General features: G+C 64.4%; 20 protein-coding genes. 10 read left to right on the top strand and 10 right to left on the bottom strand.

Annotation, left to right across the window (positions count from 1 at the left end; genetic code table 11):
* The first annotated feature begins 20 nt into the window (after positions 1–20).
* A complete protein-coding gene (locus tag OC450_RS18140) occupies positions 21–1,067 on the top strand; it encodes a peptidase M29 (RefSeq protein WP_256809001.1) in 1,047 nt (348 codons plus the stop codon).
* Here the strand turns inward: OC450_RS18140 and OC450_RS18135 are convergent.
* Genes OC450_RS18135 through OC450_RS18115 form a run of 5 tightly spaced genes read right to left on the bottom strand, consistent with a single transcriptional unit; the run spans position 1,064 to position 6,788 of the window.
* Positions 1,064–2,056 carry a 3-hydroxybutyryl-CoA dehydrogenase gene (locus OC450_RS18135; RefSeq protein ID WP_211384899.1) on the bottom strand — a complete coding sequence of 331 codons (993 nt, stop codon included), beginning with the start codon at positions 2,054–2,056 and terminating at the stop codon, positions 1,064–1,066. The two genes, OC450_RS18140 and OC450_RS18135, sit on opposite strands and share 4 nt — an antisense overlap.
* A 3-nt stretch (positions 2,057–2,059) precedes the next feature.
* On the bottom strand, positions 2,060–3,148 hold the full coding sequence (locus tag OC450_RS18130; RefSeq protein WP_262048385.1) for an NAD/NADP-dependent octopine/nopaline dehydrogenase family protein: 1,089 nt from the start codon (positions 3,146–3,148) through the stop codon (positions 2,060–2,062).
* A complete protein-coding gene (locus OC450_RS18125; protein ID WP_211384901.1) occupies positions 3,145–4,668 on the bottom strand; it encodes a class I adenylate-forming enzyme family protein in 1,524 nt (507 codons plus the stop codon). The genes OC450_RS18130 and OC450_RS18125 overlap by 4 nt, the downstream gene beginning before the upstream one ends.
* A 2-nt stretch (positions 4,669–4,670) precedes the next feature.
* Entirely contained in the window at positions 4,671–5,960 is a 1,290-nt protein-coding gene (locus OC450_RS18120) for an acyl-CoA dehydrogenase family protein (protein WP_262048384.1), read from the bottom strand.
* A 12-nt stretch (positions 5,961–5,972) separates the two neighbouring features.
* On the bottom strand, positions 5,973–6,788 hold the full coding sequence (locus OC450_RS18115) for an alpha/beta fold hydrolase (RefSeq protein WP_410050517.1): 816 nt from the start codon (positions 6,786–6,788) through the stop codon (positions 5,973–5,975).
* A gap of 194 nt (positions 6,789–6,982) precedes the next feature.
* On the opposite strand from OC450_RS18115, the gene OC450_RS18110 reads away from it, so the two are divergent.
* The 3 genes from OC450_RS18110 to OC450_RS18100 all read left to right on the top strand — a co-directional run bounded on the left by OC450_RS18110 (position 6,983) and on the right by OC450_RS18100 (position 10,137).
* A complete protein-coding gene (locus tag OC450_RS18110; protein WP_211384904.1) occupies positions 6,983–7,744 on the top strand; it encodes an SDR family NAD(P)-dependent oxidoreductase in 762 nt (253 codons plus the stop codon).
* A gap of 43 nt (positions 7,745–7,787) precedes the next feature.
* Complete coding sequence (locus OC450_RS18105) at positions 7,788–8,624, top strand: enoyl-CoA hydratase family protein (protein WP_211384905.1); 837 nt, start codon at positions 7,788–7,790, stop codon at positions 8,622–8,624.
* Positions 8,625–8,886: 262 nt separating this feature from the next.
* On the top strand, positions 8,887–10,137 hold the full coding sequence (locus OC450_RS18100; protein ID WP_262048382.1) for a flavin-dependent oxidoreductase: 1,251 nt from the start codon (positions 8,887–8,889) through the stop codon (positions 10,135–10,137).
* Positions 10,138–10,224: 87 nt separating this feature from the next.
* Here the strand turns inward: OC450_RS18100 and OC450_RS18095 are convergent, their stop codons facing one another.
* Entirely contained in the window at positions 10,225–10,680 is a 456-nt protein-coding gene (locus tag OC450_RS18095; protein WP_211384907.1) for a cupin domain-containing protein, read from the bottom strand.
* Between the two features lie 29 nt (positions 10,681–10,709).
* On the bottom strand, positions 10,710–11,885 hold the full coding sequence (locus tag OC450_RS18090) for an ABC transporter substrate-binding protein (RefSeq protein ID WP_211384908.1): 1,176 nt from the start codon (positions 11,883–11,885) through the stop codon (positions 10,710–10,712).
* Between the two features lie 253 nt (positions 11,886–12,138).
* Here OC450_RS18090 and OC450_RS18085 point away from each other — a divergent pair, with 253 nt between their 5' ends.
* The 3 genes from OC450_RS18085 to OC450_RS18075 all read left to right on the top strand — a co-directional run bounded on the left by OC450_RS18085 (position 12,139) and on the right by OC450_RS18075 (position 14,975).
* Entirely contained in the window at positions 12,139–12,657 is a 519-nt protein-coding gene (locus OC450_RS18085; protein ID WP_211384909.1) for a MarR family winged helix-turn-helix transcriptional regulator, read from the top strand.
* Positions 12,658–12,809: 152 nt separating this feature from the next.
* On the top strand, positions 12,810–14,507 hold the full coding sequence (locus OC450_RS18080; protein WP_211384910.1) for a benzoate-CoA ligase family protein: 1,698 nt from the start codon (positions 12,810–12,812) through the stop codon (positions 14,505–14,507).
* Between the two features lie 3 nt (positions 14,508–14,510).
* Positions 14,511–14,975 carry a RidA family protein gene (locus OC450_RS18075; protein WP_211384911.1) on the top strand — a complete coding sequence of 155 codons (465 nt, stop codon included), beginning with the start codon at positions 14,511–14,513 and terminating at the stop codon, positions 14,973–14,975.
* Between the two features lie 13 nt (positions 14,976–14,988).
* Here the strand turns inward: OC450_RS18075 and OC450_RS18070 are convergent, their stop codons facing one another.
* Positions 14,989–15,717, bottom strand: a complete 729-nt coding sequence (locus tag OC450_RS18070) for a CBS domain-containing protein (RefSeq protein WP_211384912.1) — start codon at positions 15,715–15,717, stop codon at positions 14,989–14,991.
* Between the two features lie 229 nt (positions 15,718–15,946).
* On the opposite strand from OC450_RS18070, the gene OC450_RS18065 reads away from it, so the two are divergent.
* Positions 15,947–17,767, top strand: coding sequence for a PHA/PHB synthase family protein (locus OC450_RS18065; RefSeq protein ID WP_262048381.1), 1,821 nt, complete (start codon positions 15,947–15,949; stop codon positions 17,765–17,767).
* Here the strand turns inward: OC450_RS18065 and OC450_RS18060 are convergent.
* Both OC450_RS18060 and OC450_RS18055 read right to left on the bottom strand, forming a co-directional pair.
* The gene (locus OC450_RS18060) at positions 17,764–18,735 is read right to left on the bottom strand and encodes a CHAD domain-containing protein (RefSeq protein WP_211384914.1); all 972 of its coding nucleotides are present in this window, start codon (positions 18,733–18,735) and stop codon (positions 17,764–17,766) included. The two genes, OC450_RS18065 and OC450_RS18060, sit on opposite strands and share 4 nt — an antisense overlap.
* 15 nt (positions 18,736–18,750) lie before the next feature.
* On the bottom strand, positions 18,751–20,292 hold the full coding sequence (locus OC450_RS18055) for an AAA family ATPase (RefSeq protein ID WP_211385369.1): 1,542 nt from the start codon (positions 20,290–20,292) through the stop codon (positions 18,751–18,753).
* Positions 20,293–20,483: 191 nt separating this feature from the next.
* On the opposite strand from OC450_RS18055, the gene OC450_RS18050 reads away from it, so the two are divergent.
* Together OC450_RS18050 and OC450_RS18045 are read left to right on the top strand one after the other, a co-directional pair.
* Positions 20,484–21,323 (top strand): universal stress protein, encoded by an 840-nt coding sequence (locus tag OC450_RS18050; protein WP_211384915.1) that lies wholly within the window; start codon positions 20,484–20,486, stop codon positions 21,321–21,323.
* 69 nt (positions 21,324–21,392) lie between these two features.
* Positions 21,393–24,086: a bifunctional acetate--CoA ligase family protein/GNAT family N-acetyltransferase gene (locus OC450_RS18045; RefSeq protein WP_211384916.1), complete on the top strand. Its 2,694-nt coding sequence runs from the start codon at positions 21,393–21,395 to the stop codon at positions 24,084–24,086.
* Positions 24,087–24,150 lie beyond the last annotated feature (64 nt).

Below are 24,150 nucleotides of genomic sequence, written 5' to 3'. Positions count from 1 at the left end.
CAGAAGATCGGGAGTGAACCATGCTGGCGGATCGCATCGAGGCAAAATGGATCGACGCGTTTTGCGAGATTTTTGAGCGATGCGCCGTCAAGTCCGGCGATACTGCGGCGATCCTCTCGGAAACCCAGTCACGCGCGCTGAATGTTCACCTTGCGGAGCTTGCGCTGCTGCGAATGGGGGCGCGGCCGTTCCACGTGGTGATGCCGACGCCGCGAAACCGCAATATCGTTCCGGTTCGCTCGACAGGGGCGAGCGAGGCGATCCAGCGGCTTGGTCCGGTTATCACGGCGCTTCAGCAAGCGGGTTTTGTCGTGGATTGCACCATCGAAGGCCTGATGCATGCGGTGGAGACGCCCGAGATACTGAAGGCCGGCGCGCGCATCCTTGTGATTTCCAACGAGCATCCCGAGGCGCTGGAGCGGATGGTGCCGGATTCCGCGCTCGAGAAGCGCGTCCGCGCGGCGGCGAAGATGCTGCGTGGGACCAAGCGGATGCGGGTGACATCGAAGGCCGGCACGGCGCTCGACGTCGACATGGTCGGTGCCTCGACCGTCGGCGTCTGGGGCTGGACGGACAAGCCCGGCACGCTGGCGCATTGGCCGGGCGGCATCGTCGTCAGCTTCCCCAAGAGCGGGACGATCAACGGCGCGCTGGTGATGGCGCCAGGCGACATCAACCTCACCTTCAAGCGCTACCTGACGTCGCCGGTGAAGATGACCTTGAAGGATGATTATGTCGTGGAGCTGGAAGGCGAGGGTACGGATGCCGCGATGATGCGTGCCTATCTTGCCGCTTGGGGCGATCGCGAAGCCTATGCGGTCTCGCATGTCGGTTTCGGCATGAATCCCGGCGCGCGCTACGAAGCGCTGTCGATGTACGACCAACGCGATACCAATGGCACGGAGATTCGGGCCGTCTCCGGCAACTTCCTGTTCTCGACCGGCGCCAACGAATTCGCCGGCCGTTACACGGCAGGCCATTTCGACCTGCCGATGATGGGAACGACGATCGAACTGGACGGCGTCGCGGTCGTTCGCGAAGGCGTGCTTCAGGACGTCTTCGGCTAGACGCGATCGAGCACCGGCGGGCGAGCCAGGTTGAAGTGCCGGAGCAGGTCGACCATGGCCTGAAGCCGCTTTACCCGATAGGCGTCGACGTCCATTCCTGAATAATCGAGGAAGCCGGCGCCTGTCCGTAGACCGATCTTGCCTTCATGCATGTTGCGGGCAATGACATCAGGTGCACGATAGCGGTCGCTGCCGAGTGCGCCCTCGAGATAGCGACTGGCGTAGTAGAGAATGTCGCCGCCGCCCCAGTCGATGAACTCGAGCAGCCCGAGCACGGCGTAGCGGAAGCCGAACCCGTAGCGGATCGCCTTGTCGATATCTTCCGCGCTGGCGACGCCTTCCTCGACCATGCGCGCGGCTTCGTTCATCGCCAGCGCCTGGATGCGCGGGACGATGAAGCCTGGGGTCGCCGCACAGACGACCGGAACCTTGCCGATGCCTTCGAGCAGCGCCTTGACCTCGTCGATGATGGCCGGATCGGTGGCCTTGCCGGGCGAGACTTCTACCAGAGGGATCAGATAGGCCGGATTGAGCCAGTGCACATTGAGGAAGCGGCGGGGGTTTACGATCGCGCCGGAGAGATCGTCGACGAGGATGGTCGACGTCGTCGATGCAATGATCGTATCCGGCCCGACCTGTTTTGAAGCCGCTCCCAGCACCTCGCGCTTGAGCTCAACGACTTCCGGAACGCCCTCGAAGACGATGCCGGCTTCGGCTAGCGCTGCGCCGCTCTGATTGGCCGGCACCACCGAGACCCTCGCGATGAGCGGATCGACATCTGCTTCGGTCAGCAGCCCCAGCTTCGCCAGGCTGGCAAAGGTAGTCCTGACTTCGCCGATCGCGTCCGCCTCGAGCTTGGCGAAATCGTCCGTGGAACGTGCCTTGATATCGACCATCGTGACCGTATGCCCCGCGTAAGCGAACGCGACGGCGATGCCGCGGCCCATGCGACCGGCCCCGAGACAGGCAATGTTGGTGCGGCTGGTCATCGGTCAAAATCCCCTGCGTAGAAGCGTCTGCAGTTCGGCCTTGCCGAGATTGCCCAGCCCCAGCGTTTCGAGCGTTCGGCCGCCCTGGCTGAAATCCTCGCCGCAGATTGCGCCGCCGATCGCCAGGAAAGCCTTTGCGAGCGGCGTGGCCACGCCCGCCAGGCCAGCGACTGAGACCAGCAGCGATAGCCCAAGCCGCAAATCCTCGCGCATGTAGCGATGTTCGCTCAGCACGATCCGTTCGCGCCAGTCGCCCGAATCGGTCAGGCGATCATGCGAGCCGCGGCCGTACATCCAGATCTCGCCTTCTTTCGCGTAGTGATGAGCCAGCGGAAAATGCGGCGCGCCGTAGCCGATTGCTTCGCGCACCGCGATGCGTTCGGCGTCGAGCGCATCGGTTACCCGGCGGATCGCGCCTTGCGTTCCCTCCTTGTGGATGTCCCATCGCTCGAAATGTTCGATCGGGCCCGCATTCATCACGATCAGCGGCGGATGGATGATCGGGCCTGCGTTCATCAGTGCCCCGGACAGCGCGTCTCCGCACGGCTCGATCGCATCGGGGAAAGCGCGTCCGATCACTTCGATCGCGTGTGCAGCAGTTTCGAGAGGGAGCACGCCGACCGGCAGTCGCTTGGCGCGGATGGTGATGGCGACCTCGAATGGCCCGTGCTTGCGGGTCAGCCAGGGCAACGTGCCGGTCTCTGCAAAGCTCGCCTTGGCATGGTTGCCGGCGTCCCGCGCTGCCTGGGCGAAGATCATCGAGCCGAACGTCGCCGGTGGCAGAAACACGACCTGTCCATCCCGCAGATGTGGAGCAAGCAGCCGGGCGATGTCCGGCTGCGCGAAGGCGGGGGCGGGGCACAGGATCAGCTCCGCGCCGTTGACGGCTTCTGCGATGTCGGTCGTGACCAGCGCGAGCTTGGTCTCGTGACGGCCGTTATGATCCTTTACAACGATGCCGGAGCCGGCGGCACGATGTGCCGCGACCTGATCCGCGTCGCGGCGCCAGAGCCGGACCTCATGTCCGGACAGCGCAAAATCGCCTGCGGCCGCGAAAGAGCCGTTTCCCCCACCCAGAACCGCAATCTTCAAGATGTCTCTCCTTGTGCGCGCGACTGCGCATCGATCTGCTTCAGCAGGAAATGCTGAACCTTGCCGAGCGCCGTGCGCGGCAGGTCCGTGACGAAGACGATGTCGCGCGGTACCTTGTAGCGCGCGAGTTGTGCCAGAAGGTGCGCTCTCAACTCGTCGGCTCCGGGCTGGCATCCCGATCTCGGGATCACATAGGCGATTGGCACCTCATCCCAGCGCGGATCGGGCCGGCCGATCACCGCGCATTCGCTGACATCGGGATGTTCCAGAAGGACGCGCTCGACTTCGGCCGGATAGACGTTCTCCCCGCCGGAGATGATCAAGTTCTTCTTGCGGTCGCGGACCCAGAAATATCCGTCGGCGTCGCACAGGCCGATGTCGCCGGTGCGATACCAGCCGTCGTGCAGCGCATCGCGCGTGGCATCCGCATCGCCCCAGTATTCAAAGAACACGTTGGGGCCGCGCACGGCGATCTCGCCCGGCGTGCCCGCCGGCACCGCGTTGCCAGCCTGATCGATCACCTTTGCCTCACAGCACAGGCCGGCAAGACCGGTCGATCCCACACGTGAAAGGTCGCCGCCAAGGCGCGTGTAAACCGCGATCGGGCAGGTTTCGGTCGAACCATAGACCTGGAGCACCGGTACACCGCGTGCGACGAAGCGCTCGATCAGGTGCGGCGGCACGATGGTCGAGCCGGTGGCGACCGCCTTCAGCGACGACAGATCGGCGGCAGCCCAGGCGGGATGCTCGGTTACGGCCTGGATGATTGCCGGCACCATCACGGTCAGTGTCGGTCGTTCCCGTTCGATGGCCGCGAGTGCCGTATCCGGCGTGAAACGGGCGTGGATCGTGACGGTCGCGCCAAGTTGGAGCGCTGCCGTGGTCTGGATGTTGAGGCCGCCGACATGGAAGAGCGGCAGCACCGTCAATATGTGATCGTCGGATGTCATGTTGTGCATGTGCTGGCTCATGACGCCGTTCCAGAACAGCGCCTCCTGGCGTAGCACCGCGCCTTTCGGCCGTCCGGTCGTTCCTGACGTATAGACAACGAGGAGCGGGCAGGAGAGATCGGCGTGCGGGTTGCGGCCACTGCCCTCGCTGCGTGCCAACAGGTCGTCGAACGTCGTGCCGCCCGGCGGCTCGAAATCGAGCCCGACAGCGGCAGTCCCCTCAAGCTTGGGAAGAACCCCCTCAAATGCCTGCTCGAGCACCAGGACCTTGGCGCCGGCATTGGTGAGAATGAAAAGCTGCTCTGCGACGGCCAGCCGCCAGTTCAGGGGCACCAGCATCGCGCCGAGCCGCGCGCAGGCATAGAGCAGAACCAGATAGTCCGGCCGGTTCAGGCTGAGGATTGCAACGCGGTCGCCCCGGCCGACGCCGAGTTCCTGCTTCAACGCCGTCGCGGTCCGCTCGATCCGCGCGGCGAACGCTGCATAGCTCAGCCGTTCCCCTTCGAAGGCAATGGCCGTCTTGTCTGGCGCGAACGCCGCGTTGCGATCGATCAGACTACACAGGTCCACCGTCAGTCGTCCGTTTCGCCGGCCTCGTAAAGCGCCTCGCGTCCAATCCGGTCGAGGCAAAGCTCGGCCGTCCAGGGCAGCATCAGCGAGCCGCAGCGGCTGTCGCGATAGATGCGCTCCAGCGGCAGCGAGCGGAGCATGGCCTGACCGCCGCAGGTGCGGATCGCGAGCGCGGCGAGCTCATTGGCACCTTCCATCACCGAATATTGCGCGGCGTAGGCGCGGAGCACCTGCTCCTTGCTTGGATTGGCGCGCGCTTCCGTGACGGCCTGGAACCAGATCGCCTTGATCTGCTCGAGCTTGATCTGCATCTGCGCGACCGCGATCTGCTTGGTCGGGTACATCCTGCGCTTGACCGGCGGCATGCCTGGCACTTCGCCGCGCAGATAGCGCACGGTGAAGTCATAGGCGGCTTGTGCCAGGCCCATGTAGGTCGGCGACAGTGTCAGGAACATGTGCGGCCAGCGCATCGCGGCCTGGAAATAGACGCCGCGCGGCATCAGCGCAGAATCCTCGGGCACGAACACGTCCTTGAACAGCAGCGTACGCGAGACCGTTCCGCGCATGCCGAGCGGATCCCAGTCGCCGACGACCGAAACGCCCTCCGACTTGGCGGAGATGGCGAGATAAAGCGTGTTGCGGCGCGAGGCTTTCCCGCCTTCCTCGATCTCGGTGCAGAGCACGCCGTAATAATCTGCATGGCCTGACAGCGATGCAAAGATCTTCTTGCCGCTGACGATCCAGCCGCCCTTCACGGGCTTTGCCTCCGTGCCGAAGGCGACGCCGCCTGCCGCCGCTGCGCCACCCTCCGAAAAGGGCTGCGAATAGATCGCCCCGTCCTCGACGATGCGCTTGTAGTGGACCGCCCGTCGCCGCTCGTGCTCGGTGCGAGTCGCGGCGTCCATGTCGAGATCGTCGGCGAGTGGACCCGACCACAGGGTCGAGCAGACGTGCATGTTCCAGGTCAATGCGGTCGCGCCGCAATAGCGGCCGATTTCCGCGGCTGCCAAGGCATAGGTCTGATAGTTCGCGCCGAGTCCGCCATGCGCCTTGGGGACGGCAATGCCGAGCAAGCCGACCCGGTGCAGGTCGCGATAATTCTCGGTCGGAAAGATTGCCTCGCGATCGTAAGTCGCCGCGCGGCCAGCGAACACGCTCTGCCCGATCTCCCGCGCGCGCGAAATGATGCCGGCCTGCTCGTCGTTCAGGCGGAATGCCACGGGATCGAAGATCGGGGCGTCCATTGCCACCTTGTCGGTTGCGCCGACGTTCTTGCGGACTTGCACGGTCATTGCGCGCTCGCCTTACGTTTTGATCGCGACGGAGTTCAGGAACCGGCCGAGGGCCTCGTCGAAGGCATCGCGTCGCTCAAGATTGGCGAGATGGCCGACGCCGGCGAGCTCGACATATTCGGCCGAAGGGATGTAGGTCGCCGTCTTCGCCATCATCGGCGCAGGCGCATTGTTGTCCTTGGAGCCGGACAGCAGCAGCGTCGGCACGGAAATGTCCTTGAGCGTGCTGCGTTGGTCGAAGCCGATCAAGGCCAGCATCATGGCGCGATAGCTCGCCTCGGGCACGCTTCCCATGCATTCGCGCGCAAGCTCCATTCCCTTTGGATCGGGATCGTCGCCGACAAGCTCCTTTACCAGGGAAGGTGCCAGCGACTTCATCGTCTCTCCGCGGTCGAGCGGGCCAAGCCGCGCCGCGATGAACGATCTCTGCCAATCGCCGTCGGCCTTGCCGAAGGCCGGGCTGGTCTGCGCCAGCACGACCGCGCGCGCGCGCATCGGAAATTGCACCAGCCATTTCTGGACGATCATGCCGCCGATGGAATGGCCAACCAGAATTGGCCTGCTCACACCGAGTTGCTCGATGAATTGCTGAAGCGCGTCCGCCAGGGCAGCGATGCTGACGCTGCCGAGCGGAGCCGATCCGCCATAGCCCGGCATGTCCCATGCAATCGCGCGAAAGCGGGTGCCGAAGGTGGCGAGCTGGTTCCGCCAGGCTCGCGCCGCGCCGCCGATGCCATGCAGGAAAATCAGGGGTATTGCGCCCGGATCGCCCGCGGCTTCGTAGGCGAAACGTCCGTCCCTTGTTATCATGGGCGTGGATTGCGACACGCAACAACCTCTTGCTTGGCCCGGCGATGCTAACAGGCCTGTAAGGGATGGGAAGAGACAATTTTATACTTAAAGCAATTTTCGGGCCGGTCCCGGGTGCCTGGACGATTGGGATCTCAATCGGTGCTTTCGTTGCAAAAATTTGAAGGTTAAAATATATCGAGGGAGCGATCAGCATCCCAGGGAGCCAACGCATGTCCGCATTGCCGCATTCGCCGCACGCGCTGGTCACCGGCGGCGGCCGTGGCATCGGCCGCGCGATTGCAGCCTCCCTCGCGGGCGCCGGTGCCACCGTGACGGTGCTTGGCCGCAATGCGGCAACTCTTGACGAGGCGGTGAGCGCGGGGGCTGCGCATTTTGCGGCGGTCGCGGACGTCTCGAACGAAGCATCGGTGAAAGCTGCCATCGCCCAAGCAAGCGCACGGAAGCCGATCGATATTCTGATCGCCAACGCCGGCAGCGCTGAATCGGCGCCGTTCGCGAAATCGGACAGTGCGCTGTTTGCCCGCATGATGGACGTCAACTTCATGGGCGCGGTTCACGCCATCCACGGCGTCTTGCCGGCGATGAAGGACCGCCCCTACGGTCGCATCGTCGCGATTGCATCGACGGCCGGGCTCAAGGGCTATCCCTATGTCAGCGCGTATAGTGCCGCCAAGCACGCCGTGATTGGACTTGTGCGTTCGCTTGCGCTGGAAATGGCCGGCAGCAATGTCACGGTGAATGCCGTATGTCCCGGCTTCACGGATACCGATCTGGTTGCCGGCAGCATCGAGAACATCATGAAGAAGACGGGCCGCAGCCACGAGCAGGCGATTGCCGAGCTCGCGAAGCACAATCCGCAGGGGCGGCTGATCACGCCTCAGGAGGTGGCCGATGCCGTGCTGTGGCTGTGCGGGGAGAGCGCCGGTGCGATCACAGGACAGGCGATCGCGGTTGCCGGTGGTGAGATCTAGCGTGCGCGATGCAGGCCTGGAACGAGAAAGCTAAGGAGATCGCATGAGCAGACCAGCCAATCCCGTGACCCTGCCGCTGGCGGACTATTCGCCGCAGAATTTCCTGCTGGCCGTGGTCGACGGCGTTGCCACCGTGACGCTCAATCGTCCCGAGCGGAAAAATCCGCTGACTTTCGAGAGCTACCGCGAGCTCACCGATTTCTTTCGCGCCTGCGCGTTCGACGATGCGGTCAAGTCGATCGTCGTCACAGGCGCGGGCGCCAATTTTTCGTCCGGCGGCGACGTATTCGAGATCATCGGTCCGCTCGTGAAGATGGACACCAAGGGACTGACGGCCTTTACCCGGATGACGGGCGACCTCGTCAAGGCGATGCGGGCCTGCCCGCAGCCGATCGTCGCTGCGGTCGAAGGCATCTGTGCCGGCGCGGGCGCGATTATTGCCATGGCGTCCGACATGCGGCTCGCGGCGAGCGGGGCCAAGGTCGCATTCCTCTTCAACAAGGTGGGCCTTGCCGGCTGCGACATGGGCGCGTGCGCAATCCTGCCGCGGATCATCGGGCAGTCCCGCGCCTCCGAGCTGCTCTACACCGGCCGCTTCATGACCGCGGAGGAGGGCGAGCGCTGGGGCTTCTTCAGCCGTCTCGTGACACCGGAGCAGGTGTTGCCCCAGGCGCAACTGCTGGCAAGGCAGATCGCGGAAGGGCCGACCTTCGCCAACACCATGACCAAGCGGATGCTGGCGATGGAATGGGCGATGTCGGTAGAGGAGGCGATCGAGGCGGAGGCCGTTGCACAGGCCCTGTGCATGACGACGGCGGATTTCGAGCGCGCCTTCGAGGCCTTCGCCAACAAGGTCAAGCCGGTGTTCAGGGGCGACTAGGCCGGTTACTCCTGGCCGCGGCCCTGCCAAAAAGGGAACGTACGCGAAATTCCTTTAAGCTTGAAATAATTTCGCGTTGGGCTCAATTGGCGGGGTTTCGATGAGGAATGCGCCTCCGGCAGGGGCCTTAGGAGCCGAGAATTAAGGCTAAGCCCAAGACCCGGGCCGAGCTCCGGGCGAAGGCGACAAAGCCGCTTGCGGCGGAGCAACTGCCCGTGCGACGTTAACTCATTGCCTGGCGTTATCGAGTGGAGTTAAGGCGATGAAGGCGATTATCGTCGGTGGCGGTATCGGTGGTCTCACCACGGCATTAATGCTGCGCTCGCGCGGCCTGGATTGCGAAATCTTCGAGCAGGCCGACACCATCCGCGAGCTCGGTGTCGGCATCAACACGCTGCCGCATGCGATGCGCGAGCTCGCCGGCCTCGGTCTGCTCCAGAAGCTCGACGATGTCGCGATCCGCACCGATCAGCTCTATTACCTCAATCGCCACGGCCAGGAAGTCTGGCGCGAGGCCCGTGGCATCGACGCGGGCCACGACGTGCCGCAATTCTCGATCCACCGTGGCCGCCTTCAGGGCGTCATCCATCGCGCCGTCGAGGAGCGGCTCGGGCCGGATGCTATCCACACCGGCTGCCGGCTCGGCGCATTCACTCAGGACGAGGGCGGCGTCACCGCCTATTTCTTCGATCGCGCCGGCGCGCATATCCACACGGCGCGCGGCGATATCCTGATCGGCGCCGACGGCATCCACTCACGCGTTCGCGACACGCTGTTCCCGAACGAGGGACCGCCGTGCTGGAACGGCCTGATGCTGTGGCGCGGTGCGCGCGACTGGCCGCTGTTCCTCACCGGCAAATCGATGATCGTGGCCGGCGGGCTCAACGCCAAGGTGGTGATCTATCCGATCGCGGAGGGATCGAGCCCCGCGAGCCGTCTCACCAATTGGGCGGTGCTGGTGAAGGTCGGTGAGGGCAATGCCCCGCCGCCGCGGAAGGAAGACTGGTCGCGACCCGGGCGCCGCGAGGAGCTGATGCCGCATGTGGCCCGCTTCTCGGTGCCCTATATCGACGTGAAGAGCCTGATCTCGGCAACGCCCGAGTTCTACGAATATCCGACCTGTGACCGGGATCCGTTGCCCTATTGGTCGTCCGGGCGCGTCACACTGCTCGGCGATGCCGCGCATCCCATGTATCCGGTCGGCTCGAACGGTGCATCGCAGGCGATCCTCGATGCGCGTTGCCTCGCCGATGCGCTGGCACGCGCCGAGCATCCCCGCCAGGCGTTGCTCGAATATGAGAAGAAGCGCCTGCCGATGACCGCGGACATCGTCCGCTCCAACCGGCGCGGCGGTCCCGAGGGCGTCATCGACACCGTCGAGCAGCTTGCACCCGACGGTTTCGACAATGTCGACAACGTGCTGAGCTATTCGCAGCGCGAGGCGATCGTGCGCGGCTATGCCACCAAGGCCGGCTTTGCCGCCGTGCCGGGGCTGGCGGCGGTGCGCGCTTGAGGGCGATGAATCATCATCACCCTTTGGCCTTTGATTGAGCATGCCCCTTCCGGAAAACCGCTTGCGCACTTTTCCGGGGTCATGCTGCTAACCGCCGGGAGGCGGCGGCAGGAAGTGAATGTTGAACTCGGCCGCCATCGCCACCACGTCCTCCGGCTTCTGCTCCTTCATGTTGTGAAGGCCCCAGAACAGGTCGAACAGCTTGCGGGTCGGTGATACCCAGAACAGGACTTTTGCGGTCTGCTCCGACTTGTTGAAGATGCCGTGCGGCACGCCCATGCCGAGCCGGATCAGATCGCCCGCCGTCGCCTGCGCCTCCGAATTGCCGAGCACGAAGTCGAGCTTGCCCTCAAGCATGTAGAGATACTCGTCCTGGTCCGGATGGATGTGCGGCGGCACGAATGTGCCCGGCGGCAATGTCGCGTGCCAGGAAAAGCTGTGCTCGGTATTGCTTTTCGGCACATAGGTCTGACCGAGGATGTTCCAGGAAATTCCCTGGATCCCTTCATTGGCCCGGGTGATGCCGGTGATTTCAGTTTTCATTGCAGTCCTCCCGTAACGCGACGCGCGGCTTAGTTCGCCGCCTTGCAGTCCTTGGCGTAGCGGTCGCCGTAATTCTCGAAGACCTTCTGGACGATCTCGGTCTGGAACTTGCCGTCCGGACGCTTGGCGACCTTGGTCAGGTAAAAGTCCTGGATCGGATAGCCGTTGGTGTTGAACTTGAAGGCACCGCGCAGCGAGGTGAAGTCGGCTTTCTTCAGGGCGGCGCCGACCGCATCCTTGTTCGAGAGGTCGCCCTTCACGGCCTTGACCGCGCTGTTGATCAGCATCGCGGCGTCATAGGCCTGGAAGGCGTAGGTCCCGGGCACGCCGTTATAGGCGGCTTCATAAGCGGCGACGAACTTCTTGTTCTGGGGGTTGTCGAGATTGGGCGCCCAGTTCGCGCCGCCGAACATGCCGACGGCCGCATCCTGCTGGGCCGGCAAAGTGGATTCATCCACCGTGAACGCCGAGAGCACCGGAATGCTGTCGGCGAGGCCGGCCTGCCGGTACTGCTTGACCAGATTGACGCCGAGCCCGCCCGGCATGAACGTGAAGAGAGCATCGGGCTTCTGCGATGAAATCTTGGAAAGCTCCGGCTGGAAGTCCAGCGTGTTGAGCGGCATGTAGGATTCCTCGACGATTTCGCCCTTGTAGTCGAGCTTGAAGCCGGCGACCGAGTCCTTGCCGGCCTGATAGTTCGGCACCATCAGATACATGCGCTTGTAGCCGCGATCCTGCGCGACCTTGCCGAGGACTTCGTGCACCTGGTCGTTCTGATACGAGGTCACATAAAAGAACGGGTTGCAGTCCTTGCCGGCAAAGGTCGACGGGCCTGCATTGGGGCTGATCAGGAAGGTCTTCGACTCCGTGACTGGTCGATGGATCGCCTGGAGGATGTTGGAGAAGATCGGGCCGACCACGAAATCGACCTTGTCGCGCTCCAGAAGGCCTTTGGCTTTCGTCACGGCTGCATCCGGTTTCAGCTCGTCGTCGGCGACGATCACTTCGACATCGCGGCCACCCATCTTGCCGCCGAGATCCTTCACCCCGAGCGCAAATCCGTCGCGAACCTGCTGGCCGAGTGCGGCGGCGGGTCCCGACAGGGTCACGATCACACCCAGCTTGATCTTCTCCTGGGCGAGGGTAGGGCTCACCGCGGTCCCGAGCAGGATGGCGGCTGCGGCCAAAGTCGTTTGCGTCTTCATGATCTGTCCCCCGTGTCGATCGGGCTTGCACTACAAGCCTCGTGCTTCAACTCAAGCTTATGCCGATGATGGCTGCGGCGGCAAGCAAAGCCCAAAGGCGCCGTCATCTTGCGGGGAAGCGGCGCATGCAAGCGGCGCGCCAATTACTTGAAGCCTAAAGAAATTGGCGTGCGGTCGATTGTTGCAGCTTTAGGCTTGCAGCCGGCCCGGATTTATTTGAAGCTCAAAATGTTGGGAATCCGTGCCGGCGCCAATGCCGGCCGTGAGTGACTGCATCGAGATGCTCGATTCCGAGACCAAGGCTGTCGAAACTCCGGAAGATCACGCCGAAGAGCTTCGGTTGTGGCTGCGCCTCTTGACCTGCACGACCCTGATCGAGGGCGAGGTCCGCGGCCGGTTGCGGCAGCGCTTCGATGTCACGCTGCCCCGTTTCGATCTGATGGCGCAGCTCGACAAGGCGCCGGAGGGCATGACGCTGTCCGACGTCTCCAAGCGCATGATGGTGTCGAACGGCAATGTGACCGGCCTCGTCGAGCGTCTCGTGGAATCCGGCCATCTCGATCGCCGGACCTCCGACACGGACCGCCGCGTTCAGGTGATCAGGCTGACGAAGCTCGGGCGTGCCGAGTTTCGCAGGATGGCCGCGGAACACGAGACCTGGATCGCCGATCTCTTCGCCGATCTTTCGCCGAAGGACGTCCGCGAATTGATGCGGCTCCTCGCCAAGACCAAGGCATCGGCGCAGAAATCGGCCGGTCGCCGCCGCGCCTGAGGCGCCCGCGGGCCGACGCGCCCGCCGATCCTTCCTTGCCGCAGCAAAATGCACGGGATGCCCAAAATCCGCTATTGCGCCGAATTGTTTTAAGCCTAAAATGTTTCCCAGATAGTGCTGCCGGGTGCTTTCCATGCGCAAAGGAGCGTGCGATGGCCAACGCCGCCAAGGTTCAAGTCTCGGGCTCGTCTGACGGCAACGATGCGACGGCCCATGTCGATACGTTCGCGCGGCAGCACCTTCCGCCGCGCGAGCTCTGGCCGGAATTCATCTTCACCCGTCCGGAGCTGTGTTATCCGCCGCGATTGAACTGCGTCAGCTATTTCCTCGACCGCTGGGTCGAGCAGGGGCATGGCGACGCGCCTTGCGTCATCAGTCCCGCCGTCAGCTACAGCTATCGCGAGCTGCAGGCGCTGGTGAACCGCATCGCCAATGTGCTGGTCGGCAAGCTCGGTCTCGTCACCGGCGGGCGCGTGCTGCTGCGCTCGTCCAACAATCCGATGATGGTCGCGACCTATCTCGCGGTGATCAAGGCCGGCGGCATTGTGGTGGCGACGATGCCGCTGCTGCGCGCCAAGGAGCTGTCCTATCCGATCCAGAAGGCCGAGATCTCGCTGGCGCTCTGCGATGGAAAGCTCGCCGAGGAGATGGAGAAGGCGAAAGCCGCTGCGCCCGGTCTCAGGCACGTCGTCTATTGGGGGAACGGCGCCGGCGATTCGCTCGAAGCGCTGATCGCGGACGCCAGCCCGGAGTTCGGAGCTGTCGACACCGCCTCCGACGACATCTGCCTGATCGCCTTCACGTCGGGCACCACGGGCGATCCCAAGGGCACCATGCACTTCCACCGGGACATGCTGGCGGTCTGCGACGGCTACGCGCACAACATCCTGCGGGCGGAGCAGAAGGATCGCTTCGTCGGCTCGGCACCGCTCGCCTTCACGTTCGGCTTCGGCGGCGTCCTGTTTCCGATGCACATCGGCGCCTCCTTCGTCGTGCTGGAGAAGACCACGCCCGACGACATCCTGAATGCGATCGAACAGTACAAGACCACGGTCTGCTTCACCGCACCGACCGCGTATCGCGCCATGCTCGGCAAGCTCGCAGGCCGCGACATCTCTTCGCTGCGTAAATGCGTCTCCGCGGGCGAGACGCTCCCCAAGCCGACATTCGATGCCTGGCTCAAGGCGACCGGCATCAAGCTGATGGACGGGATCGGCTCGACCGAGCTGCTGCACATCTTCATCAGCGCGACCGAGGACGAAATCCGTCCCGGCGCGACGGGCAAGCCGGTGCCGGGCTATGAAGCCAAGATCGTCGACGGTTCCGGCAACGATTTGCCGCCGGGCACGATGGGCTTCCTCGCTGTGCGCGGACCGACCGGCTGTCGCTATCTCGCCGACGAGCGGCAGCGCAAATACGTCCAGAACGGCTGGAACATCACCGGCGACACCTATCTGATGGATGGCGACGGCTATTTCTGGTACCAGTCGCGCTCCGACGACATGATCGTGTCGGCTGGCTACAACATTGCCGGCACGGATGTCGAGACGGCGCTGCTCACGCATGCGGCCGTTGCCGAATGTGGCGTCGTTGGCGCGCCGGACGAGGCGCGCGGGATGATCGTGAAGGCCTATGTCATTGCCGCGCCCGGCGTGACGCCCGACGCTCGGCTGGTCGCCGAGTTGCAGGAGCATGTCAAACGCGAGATCGCGCCGTACAAATATCCGCGCGCGATCGAGTTCGTGACGCAGCTGCCGAAGACCGAAACCGGCAAGTTGAAGCGCTTTGCGCTGAGACAGCTGGCGCAGGCCGCTGTGACATCCTCGGGCGTCGCGGGAATGAAAGGATAGAGATTGTCAGTGACGACGCCGACAGGCCCGCCCCGCGCGGTGTTGCCGACAGCAGGCGGGGACGAAACCCGGTCGGGAGCGCAGGTGCTGCAGCCGTCCGGCTGGCCGCTCCCGAAAGGCTATGCCAACGGCATGGCAGCCGAGGGGCGGATCGTCGTCACCGGCGGGGTGATCGGCTGGGATGCCCAGGAGCGTCTCGCGGACGGCTTCGTCGCGCAGGTCCGCCAGACCCTGAGCAACATCGCTGCGATCCTTGCCGAAGCCGGCGCCCGGCCCGAGCACCTGGTGCGGCTGACCTGGTACGTCGTCGACATGGACGAGTACCTGACCAACCTGAAAGAGCTCGGCAAGGTCTACCGTGCGATCTTTGGCGCGCACTATCCTGCGATGGCGCTGTTGCAGGTCGTGCGCCTCGTTGAGAAGGCGGCGCGCGTCGAGATCGAGGCCACCGCCGTGATTCCACGCTGAACCGCGTCAGGTTTCAGCTCGCCTTGGCGAGATCGTCGTCCTCGGGCGAGTTCAGATAGACGCCGGACATGGTGTCGACCCAGCAGAGATGGTCGTGCACCTTCTTCACGCCCTCGACGTTCTCCGCTGCGACGACCGCAGCCTGCCGTGAGCGCTCCTCGGTGATGACGCCGCTGAGGTGAACGATGCCGTCGCGGACGATGACGTTCAGCCCGAACGGACACCAGTCGTTCTTCTCCATGGCGTCGATGATGCGGCCGCGGATGTGATCGTCGTCTGCCGTCGGATCCGGCACCTCGCGGGCGAGCCCCGCCACCGCCTGCAGCAGGTTCGCGCGCGACACGATGCCGACGATCTTGTCGCCGCGGACGACGGGCAATCGCTTCACGTTGTTCCGTTCCATGAGATCGACGATCTCGGCGAGCGCCGTATCCTCGGTGATGGTCACGACGGAGGTGGTCATCACCTCCGAAACCTTGCGGCCGTGCTCGTGGACGAAGTCGCGGGCCGATCCGCCCGGACCAAGGATGAACCTCAGCCAGCGCCCCCGCTTGCGTCCGGTGCCGATTTCGCTGCGTCGGATGAAATCACCTTCCGAGACGACGCCGACCAGCTTGCCGGTATCGTCGACCACGGTGAGGCCGCTGACATGCCTCTTCAGCATGATGTTCGCCGCCTCGACGATGCTGGTGTCGGGGGTGACCGAGATGACCGATCGGGTCATGATCTGGTGGGCGCGCATGGGTAGCTCCGCAGGTTTTGACGAAAGTGGATGAGCGAAGCCTATTTCAAGCATGGAGGCCGGCTTTGACGCAGGTCAAGCAGGTGAGGTCGGTCGATGGCAGTGAAGCAATCGTGATCGGCGGACGAGATTGATGCAGCTCAACGCATCGGAACCCGGGCGACGTATCCTGCCAAGGACCTGAAACCCCAAGAACCTGAAACGGCAAAGTGCGCAGGAATTTTCAGCCATGAGCGTCGTGCAGCTTGTTCCGCGAACCGAAGAGCCGGCAGGGCACCCCTCCGCCGACCCCGTTGTGAGCGTCGACCGTCCGACCGAAAGTCTGCCCGCGCAACCGGCGCCTCCGTCAGAGCCGTACCCTCTGGACCGAGCTTTTCACGCGTCGCTGGCGCGGTTCACGGGCGGGATTTCGCCGCTGGCCCTGTCGCTCGCCTGGCTCGATTGGAGCTCTCATCTCGCTGCGGCGCCGCAGCGCCAGATGGAGATGTCCCGCAAAGCCGTTCGCGACATGGGCCGGTTGCTGGAATCTGTTGCGCACGCACCAACGCAAAAGCCGTGGTCGGTGATAGAGCCGCAGGAACGGGATCGCCGCTTCAGGGGAGCGCAATGGGAAGCCCCGCCGTTCAATCTGTTCGCGCAGGCGTTTCTGCTCACGGAGCGCTGGTGGCACGACGCCACGACCGGTGTACGCGGCGTGTCGCCCGCCAATGAAGCCATCGTCGAATTCTCGATGCGCCAGATGCTCGACATGCTGGCGCCGTCGAATTTCGCTGCGACAAATCCGCTGGTGCTGGAGAAGGCGTTGCAGAGCGGCGGGGAGAATTTCGTGTTCGGCTGGCAGAACTGGTACAGCGATCTGGTGCGCCTGCACTCGACCGCAAAACCAGCCGGTGACGAACAGTTTGTCGTCGGCAAGACGGTCGCGGCTTCACCAGGCAAGGTCGTGTATCGCAACGGTTTGATGGAGCTGATCCAGTACCATCCGACGACCGCGCAGGTGCGGCCCGAGCCGATCCTGATCGTGCCGGCCTGGATCATGAAGTACTACATCCTCGATCTGTCGCCGCAGAATTCGCTGGTGAGGTATCTGACCGGTCAGGGCTTCACCGTATTCGCGATTTCCTGGCGAAATCCGGACGCCCAAGACCGTGATGTCGCCTTCGACGACTATCGCAAGCTCGGCGTCATGGCGGCGCTGGACATGATCGGCCGGATCCTGCCGGACCGGAAGGTCCATGCGCTCGGCTACTGCCTCGGCGGCACGTTGCTATCGATCGCCGCGGCCGCGATGGCGCGCGATGGCGACAAGCGACTGGACACGATCACCCTGCTTGCCGCGCAGACGGATTTCACCGAGGCCGGCGAGCTGACGCTCTTCGTCAACGAGAGCCAGGTCGCCTTCCTCGAAGACATGATGTGGCAGCATGGCTATCTCGACACGACCCAGATGGCCGGTGCGTTCCAGCTCCTGCGCTCCAACGAGTTGATCTGGTCGCGGCTGTCGCATGATTATCTGATGGGCGAGAGCACGGCGCCGATCGACCTGATGGCCTGGAACGCCGACGCCACACGGCTGCCCTATCGCATGCACTCGGAATATCTGCGAAAACTATTCCTGCACAACGACCTGGCCGAGGGCCGCTATCGCGTCGAGGACAGAAGTATCTCGCTTTCCGACATCCATGCGCCGATGTTCGTGGTCGGCACGCTCGCCGATCACGTGGCGCCGTGGCGATCTGTCTACAAGATCCACTATCAGGTCGATGCCGACGTGACGTTCGTGTTGACCAGCGGCGGTCACAATGCAGGCGTCGTCGCGCCGCCGGACCAACCCGGCCACAGCTATCAGGTGCTGATCAAGGCCGCGGACGCGCCCTATGTCGGACCGGATGAATGGCTGAAGCAGGCACCGCGACTTGAGGGGTCGTGGTGGCCTGAATGGGCCGGATGGCTGGCGGCGCGCTCCGGCGCGCCCTGCGATCCGCCGCAGATCGGAGCTGGAGGCGTTGACGGTCTGCCGGACGCGCCGGGAGACTACGTCCACAACTAATCCTCAGGCTCTGCATTCGGCGCGAGGTCGGACGAGCGGAACGGCTTCGCCTTGTCCAGCTTGCGGTAGGCCTCCGTAGCGGCTCGCAGCAGCTTCTTTTCCCGTTTGCGGTCGAGGAAGCGAAGGCCGGCCTCGGGGATGGCCTCGTTCAAGGATGCCGCCAGGGTTTGCCCTCGCGCATCGTCGTTCAATTGTCCGAGGGATTTTTGCGCCTTGCGCAATTGCTTGAGGATCGACTTCTGCTTAGCCAGCGTCTCGTCGGCGAATAAATCCTCGAGAGACTCGATCGAATAGGTCAGCCGCTTGTTGAGAAGCCGCAGCTTGTGTCGTTTCTCGACGTCGAGCCGGTGCAGTTTTCGCGCTTTCCTGAGCAGCGTCGTCTCCCACTCGGTGAGCCGCTCAGTCGCGTGGTTGGCGAGCGGGCTGCGGCGCAGCCTGATGGCTTCCTTGCTGCGCCGGGTCGACCAGGGGCCGCTCTCGATCCAGGTTGTGGTCTGCTCGACCAGGCGGCGATACCGCGCGGATTGCAGCGCGCGGGCCAGCAGGCGATGGCTCTCGGCGCGTTTCTCGTCCCAATGCTGGAGTTCGGCAATGACGACAAGCTCGCCTCCGCTTTCGGCGATGACCCGCTCGATCGCCACGTCGAGATCCCGCACCATCCCGAGCTGGCTGTTCAGCCATTTCAGCTCGGCCCACACCCCCGGCCGCAGCGCGTCGTCGACCATGGGCGAGAAGAAGCGGATGGTGGTGCGCAGATGTGTCAGTGCGATCCGGATCTGATGCAGCGCCTCGGGGTCGCCGCGACATGTACCGTCATGCTGGGCGAGGATGGCGTCGAGGTGACGGCGGGAGATGATCCGGAAGGCCGTGTCGCAGGCCATGCCGGGGCTGAGGCGGCCGGGCAGGGCATTGCGCTGCGCCGCCGGCGTGGCGCGAGCGGCCGTCGAGGTCGTGCTGGGTCGCGCCATCCTTGCCCGCGTCACTCAGATTGCCTTATTTGCCTCGGCGATCGCGTCCCGGCAGGTCCGGAGCGTCTGCTCTTGTGTCCCGGATGCATCGATGGTCGCCCAACCGACTTGGCCGATATTATAGTGCTCTTGGTGCGCGGCAACCTCCTGCGTGGCGTCGGATGCGTCGTCCCGGCGGCCTCCGATCCGCGCTTGCCGGGTCGCGAGGTCGGCAACCAGGAATAGGCCACTCAGCGGCACTTTGCTGTCGCGTGCCAGTGCGGCGACCGCGTCTCGTTCATCTTCACGGGCGAATACGCCGTCGATGATGGCCGAATGGCCTTGCGCCAGCACCTGCCGGGCCTGCTGAGCCAAAACGTCGTAAACGCGGGCCGTGGCCTCCGGCGTGTATGCGGTTGCCGGCAGCCGGTGCGTGTCCTCGACCCCGGCCAGTCGCTTGCGGACGACGTCGCTGCGCAGCACGACGGCTCCCGGCTCTGGTCCGATGAAACGCGCGAGCGCGCGTGCCAAAACCGTCTTTCCGGTGCCGGACAATCCGCCGACCGCGATCAGCCGGGGAGCGGGAGGACGGATCAGATCCCGCGCGAGGCTGAAATAGCGTCGTGCCTCGTCGAGAATGCCGGGGTCAACGGAATGCGGCGGCTTCAGCCGTGCCAGCGTCACCTGGGCGCGGATCGCTGCACGGACGGACATGAACAGCGGCAATGCGGAGAGCGCGCCGAGATTTTCGGGCGGCGTCGCGGCGAGATATCGGTTCAGGACGACATTGGCCGCGTACGGTTGATCGTGGTGCAACAGGTCCATCAGCGTGAATGCGAGATCGTAGAGCACATCGACGGTTGCGATCTGCGCGTCGAACTCGATGGCATCGAACAGCACCGGCTGCTCGTCGATCGACACGATGTTCGCAAGATGCAGGTCGCCATGACAGCGGCGCACAAAGCCCAGACGGCCACGCTCCTCGAGCAGAGGCCGGAGACGCAGGAACGTCGCGAGCGAGTCTCTGCCGAGCTGTGCGATCTCTTCAGCGCCCAGATGATTGCCGCTCCGCAGGCCATTGCTGTTGCCGTCGATCAGGGCTGGAATGGAGGAAACCCATGCCTTGCCGTCGGCGCGAACAGCCTGCGCATGCGAAGCCACGATCGCGTCAGCGGCAGCCGAGGCAAGCTTTGCATCCAGCGGACCGGCCTTGGCGAGGTGATCCAGCGTCCGGCTCTCGTCGAACCGCGACATGTCGACGGCATACTCGATCGGCCGGCCAGGACCATCGATTTTCACTGATCCATCGGCCTCTTCCGTGATCGCCACGACGCGGTGATAGATCTGCGGCGCCAGCGGCCGATTGATCCTGATCTCCTCCTCGCAGGCGGCCTTCCGCTTCGCGAGGGTCGAATAGTCGAGGAACGGAAACCGGACCGCCCGTTTGATTTTCAGCGCACGCCCGCCGTTGAGAAAGACCGACGCGGCATGTGTATCGATCCGCCTCACGTCGGGATGCCGGTGGGATTCGGTGAGCGCCGCAAAAATCCGGTCCTGGGTCGCAGACTCGTCTGTCATTCCTGCTGGCACATCCAGTTGCGGTGGAAGGCGGTCTGCCCGGCGACCAGCGTAACCCTTAGATGCGGATCGCGGCCAGTCCTTGACGTCGGTCAAGACCTGTCGGCTGACCGGACGGGGTTTCCAGGCTTGACAAAAATCAAGGGGGCCCGGCCACAGCCGGCCTAATCTTGCCACCGAGGAGAATCCCGATGCCCTTCAAGGACGTCTTTCTGCCGCTTGTCGGCCAGCCGCGCGGGCCGGCCCTTGCTGCCATCGAGAAATGTGTGGCCGTTGCCGCCGACCTCGGCGCCAGGATCACCGCACTTGCACTCGAGGAGGATGCCTTCGTGCGGCCGAAGGTGATGCTTCCCGATGAGTCCGGTACCGCAGAGGCAAACGGGTCGCTCGGGACAGGCGACATGCAGCATCTTCTGAATGCGTTCACCACTGCGTCCTCCCACACCGGCATCCGCGCTCAAAGCCGATCGGCCAAGGTACCCGCAGACCAGATCGCGTCGATCCTGGCCGAGCATGCGCGCTTCAGCGATCTCACGCTCCTCCCGGTGAAGTCGCACGACAGCCGAACGGAGCACGTCATCGAGACGCTCCTGTTCGAATCCGGGCGGCCGCTGCTGCTCTGTCCGGAGCATTATGTGGACGCGCTGCGGCCGGAATTCGAGAACGTCATGATCGCCTGGGATCACTCCGCGCGCGCGGCGCGCGCGGTCGGCGATGCGCTGCCGATCCTTCAGGCGGCCGCCTCGGTCCGCGTGGTGACCGTGGCGGACGACAAGTCCGACGCGATCGTGCAATCCGGAGCCGCACTCGTCGATCACTTAAGGGAACACGGGGTCTACGCCTCGTTCGAAACCGCAAGCGGCGGCGGCAGCTCGACCGGCAAGGTGCTCGGAAGCTGGGCGGATTCCCACGCCATCGACGCGATCGTGATGGGGGCCTACCATCATTCGCGTTTGAACGAGATCGTCTGGGGCGGTGTGACAAAGACCGTCATTGGCCAGCCACCGTGCTGGGTTATGATCTCGCACTAGGCGTCCAGCCAGCTTATCGGCCTGATCGTCAACCATCGGAACCGTCACCGACCGGGCGAATTTGCTGTCATGTCAACTTATCGGCTGAAGAATCTGCTGGCGCCCCGCTCGGTTGCGCTCGTCGGCGCCAGCGCCCGCCCGCTCTCCGTGGGACGTGCCATTCTGGAAAACATTCAGAAGGCTGGATTCACGGGTCAGTTCGGCCTCGTCAATCCGCGCCATGCCGAGATTGGCGGCGTCGCCGCGGTGGCCAGCCTCGACAAACTGTCGTTCGTGCCGGAACTCGTGGTCATCACCGCGCCTGCGCGCGAGGTGCCCGGCATCATCGATCAAGCGGGGCGTCGCGGCTCGGCGGGCGCGCTGATCGTCTCGGCCGGACTCGGTCGCGGTCCGGGATCCCTGCTCGAGGCCGCGATTGCCGCGGCCCGCAAATACGGCATGCGGCTGATCGGGCCGAACTGCCTCGGCATCATGATGCCCGGCGTGAGCCTCAATGCGAGTTTTGCCGCGAACATGCCGGGGGCGGGAAACCTCGCGCTGATTTCGCAATCGGGCGCGATCGCAGCCGGCATGGTTGATTGGGCGGCGCAGCGCGGCGTCGGCTTCTCCGGCATCGTCTCGATCGGTGATCAGGTCGACGTCGATATTGCCGATCTGCTCGACTATTTCGCGATGGATCACAGGACCCGCGCGATCCTGCTCTACATCGAGGCCATCAAGGACGCGCGCAAGTTCATGTCGGCGGCGCGTGCCGCGGCGCGCGTGAAGCCGGTCGTCGTGGTGAAGTCCGGCCGCATGGCGCAGGGTGCGAAGGCCGCTGCCACGCATACCGGCGCGCTCGCCGGCGCGGACGCGGTCTACGACGCGGCGTTCCGGCGCGCCGGCATCCTGCGGGTCTCTGATCTGCGCGAGCTGTTCGACTGCGCGGAAACGCTCGGCCGCGTCGAATCGCCGACCGGAAAGCGCCTGGCCATCCTGACCAATGGCGGCGGAATCGGCGTCCTCGCCGTCGATCGGCTGGTCGAGCTTGGCGGAATTCCGGCGACGATTTCCGCGGACGCCCGCAAGAAACTCGACGACGTGCTGCCGCCGACCTGGTCCGGCGCAAATCCCGTCGACATCGTGGGCGATGCCAATGCGTCGCGCTACGCGGCGGCGCTTGAGGTGCTGCTCGCCGACCCCGACAACGACGCAGTTCTCGTCCTCAATGTGCAGACAGCGATCGCCTCGGCTGCCGACATCGCGACGACCGTGACGGAGCTCGTCGGCAGATATCGCGAGCAGCACCGCAGTTGGGCAAAGCCGGTGCTTGCCGCCTGGATCGGGGCCGATCAAAAGATCATTCAGACGCTCTCCGGCGGAGGCATTCCGAACTATCCGACCGAGGACGACGCGGTGCGCGGCTTCATGCATCTGGTCCGGCACCGCGAAGCGGTGGAGGAGCTGAGCCAGGTTCCGCCGGCGATGCCCGACACCTTCGTGCCTGACGCCCGGGCCGCCAAGCAGATCGTCGCCGCCGCCGTCGCGGACGGCCGCCAATGGCTCGAACCTGTCGAGATCAAGCACCTGCTCGAGGCCTATGACATCGCGATGGTGCCCACATACGCCGCGACCGATGTCGAGCAGGCGGTGGCCTGCGCGAGCGAGATGTTCGCGCAAGGCGCCACCGTCGTCCTGAAGATCATGTCGCGCGACATCGTGCACAAATCCGATGTCGGCGGCGTCGTGCTCAATCTGACAACGCCCGAGGCGGTGCGGGTCGCTGCCACCGACATTCTCGCTCGGGCGAGGAAGCTGCGTCCCGAAGCACGCATCGAGGGCGTCATCGTGCAGGCGATGGTCGTCAAGGCGAAGGCGCGCGAGTTGATCCTGGGCCTTGCCGACGATCCCACCTTCGGCACCGTCGTCGTGTTCGGCCGCGGCGGGACCGCGGTCGAGATCATCAACGACAAGGCGCTTGCGCTGCCGCCGCTGGATCTGCAGCTGGCCCGCGACCTGATCGACCGCACGCGCGTGTCACGTCTGCTTCGTGCCTACCGGGACGTCCCGGCAGTAAAGCCCGACGCCGTCGCCATGGTGCTGGTCAAGCTGGCGCAGATGGCCGCCGACATTCCCGAGATCCGTGAATTCGACATCAACCCGCTGCTGGCTGACGAAACCGGCGTGACCGCAGTCGATGCCCGTGTCGCGGTCGGGCCGCCGCAACGGAAGTTTGCCGGCTCCGGCCCTGTGAACTTCGCCGTTCGGGCCTATCCGTCGCAATGGGAGCGCCGCCTCAAACTCAAGGACGGCTGGCGGATCTTCGCGCGGCCCCTGCGTCCGGAGGACGAGCCGACCATCCACGAATTCCTGCGTCACGTCACGGCGCACGACCTCCGCCTGCGCTTCTTCGCGCCGATGAAGGAGTTCACCCACGAGTTCATCGCGCGCCTGACCCAGCTCGACTATGCGCGCGCGATGGCCTTCATCGCATTCGACGAGGCCACCGGCGAGATGGTCGGCGTGGTCAGGCTCCATTCGGACTCGATCTACGAGAGCGGCGAATACGCCATCCTGCTGCGGTCCGATCTCAAGGGCAGGGGGCTGGGATGGGCCCTGATGCAATTGATCATCGACTACGCGAGATCGGAAGGGCTGAAAGCCATCTCGGGCGACGTACTGCAGGAGAACACCGTGATGCTCGAAATGTGCCGGCAGCTCGGCTTCGAGGTGAAGCCGGATCCGGCCGAGCCGGATATTTGCGACGTCAGGCTGAAGCTCTGAGCGCGCCCGCTAAGGCATGATCGGGAAAATTGCGCAGCGGGTTTCCGAAATGCTGATGCTCAAA

Origin of the sequence: Bradyrhizobium sp. Bra78, assembly GCF_024519855.1 — a bacterium.
Lineage (GTDB): Bacteria > Pseudomonadota > Alphaproteobacteria > Rhizobiales > Xanthobacteraceae > Bradyrhizobium > Bradyrhizobium japonicum_G.
Note: the sequence above shows the minus strand (reverse complement) of the source record. Positions and strands in the feature narration are given on the sequence as shown.

What these genes read in the sequence shown, in the direction of transcription:
- OC450_RS18060 (WP_211384914.1), bottom strand. Translation starts at nt 18,735, where the DNA reads ATGGCGCGACCCAGCACGACCTCGACGGCCGCTCGCGCCACGCCGGCG.
- OC450_RS18080 (WP_211384910.1), top strand. Translation starts at nt 12,810, where the DNA reads ATGGCCAACGCCGCCAAGGTTCAAGTCTCGGGCTCGTCTGACGGCAAC.
- OC450_RS18065 (WP_262048381.1), top strand. Translation starts at nt 15,947, where the DNA reads ATGAGCGTCGTGCAGCTTGTTCCGCGAACCGAAGAGCCGGCAGGGCAC.
- OC450_RS18110 (WP_211384904.1), top strand. Translation starts at nt 6,983, where the DNA reads ATGTCCGCATTGCCGCATTCGCCGCACGCGCTGGTCACCGGCGGCGGC.
- OC450_RS18140 (WP_256809001.1), top strand. Translation starts at nt 21, where the DNA reads ATGCTGGCGGATCGCATCGAGGCAAAATGGATCGACGCGTTTTGCGAG.
- OC450_RS18055 (WP_211385369.1), bottom strand. Translation starts at nt 20,292, where the DNA reads ATGACAGACGAGTCTGCGACCCAGGACCGGATTTTTGCGGCGCTCACC.
- OC450_RS18135 (WP_211384899.1), bottom strand. Translation starts at nt 2,056, where the DNA reads ATGACCAGCCGCACCAACATTGCCTGTCTCGGGGCCGGTCGCATGGGC.
- OC450_RS18105 (WP_211384905.1), top strand. Translation starts at nt 7,788, where the DNA reads ATGAGCAGACCAGCCAATCCCGTGACCCTGCCGCTGGCGGACTATTCG.
- OC450_RS18100 (WP_262048382.1), top strand. Translation starts at nt 8,887, where the DNA reads ATGAAGGCGATTATCGTCGGTGGCGGTATCGGTGGTCTCACCACGGCA.
- OC450_RS18045 (WP_211384916.1), top strand. Translation starts at nt 21,393, where the DNA reads ATGTCAACTTATCGGCTGAAGAATCTGCTGGCGCCCCGCTCGGTTGCG.
- OC450_RS18120 (WP_262048384.1), bottom strand. Translation starts at nt 5,960, where the DNA reads ATGACCGTGCAAGTCCGCAAGAACGTCGGCGCAACCGACAAGGTGGCA.
- OC450_RS18050 (WP_211384915.1), top strand. Translation starts at nt 20,484, where the DNA reads ATGCCCTTCAAGGACGTCTTTCTGCCGCTTGTCGGCCAGCCGCGCGGG.
- OC450_RS18090 (WP_211384908.1), bottom strand. Translation starts at nt 11,885, where the DNA reads ATGAAGACGCAAACGACTTTGGCCGCAGCCGCCATCCTGCTCGGGACC.
- OC450_RS18095 (WP_211384907.1), bottom strand. Translation starts at nt 10,680, where the DNA reads ATGAAAACTGAAATCACCGGCATCACCCGGGCCAATGAAGGGATCCAG.
- OC450_RS18070 (WP_211384912.1), bottom strand. Translation starts at nt 15,717, where the DNA reads ATGCGCGCCCACCAGATCATGACCCGATCGGTCATCTCGGTCACCCCC.
- OC450_RS18085 (WP_211384909.1), top strand. Translation starts at nt 12,139, where the DNA reads ATGCCGGCCGTGAGTGACTGCATCGAGATGCTCGATTCCGAGACCAAG.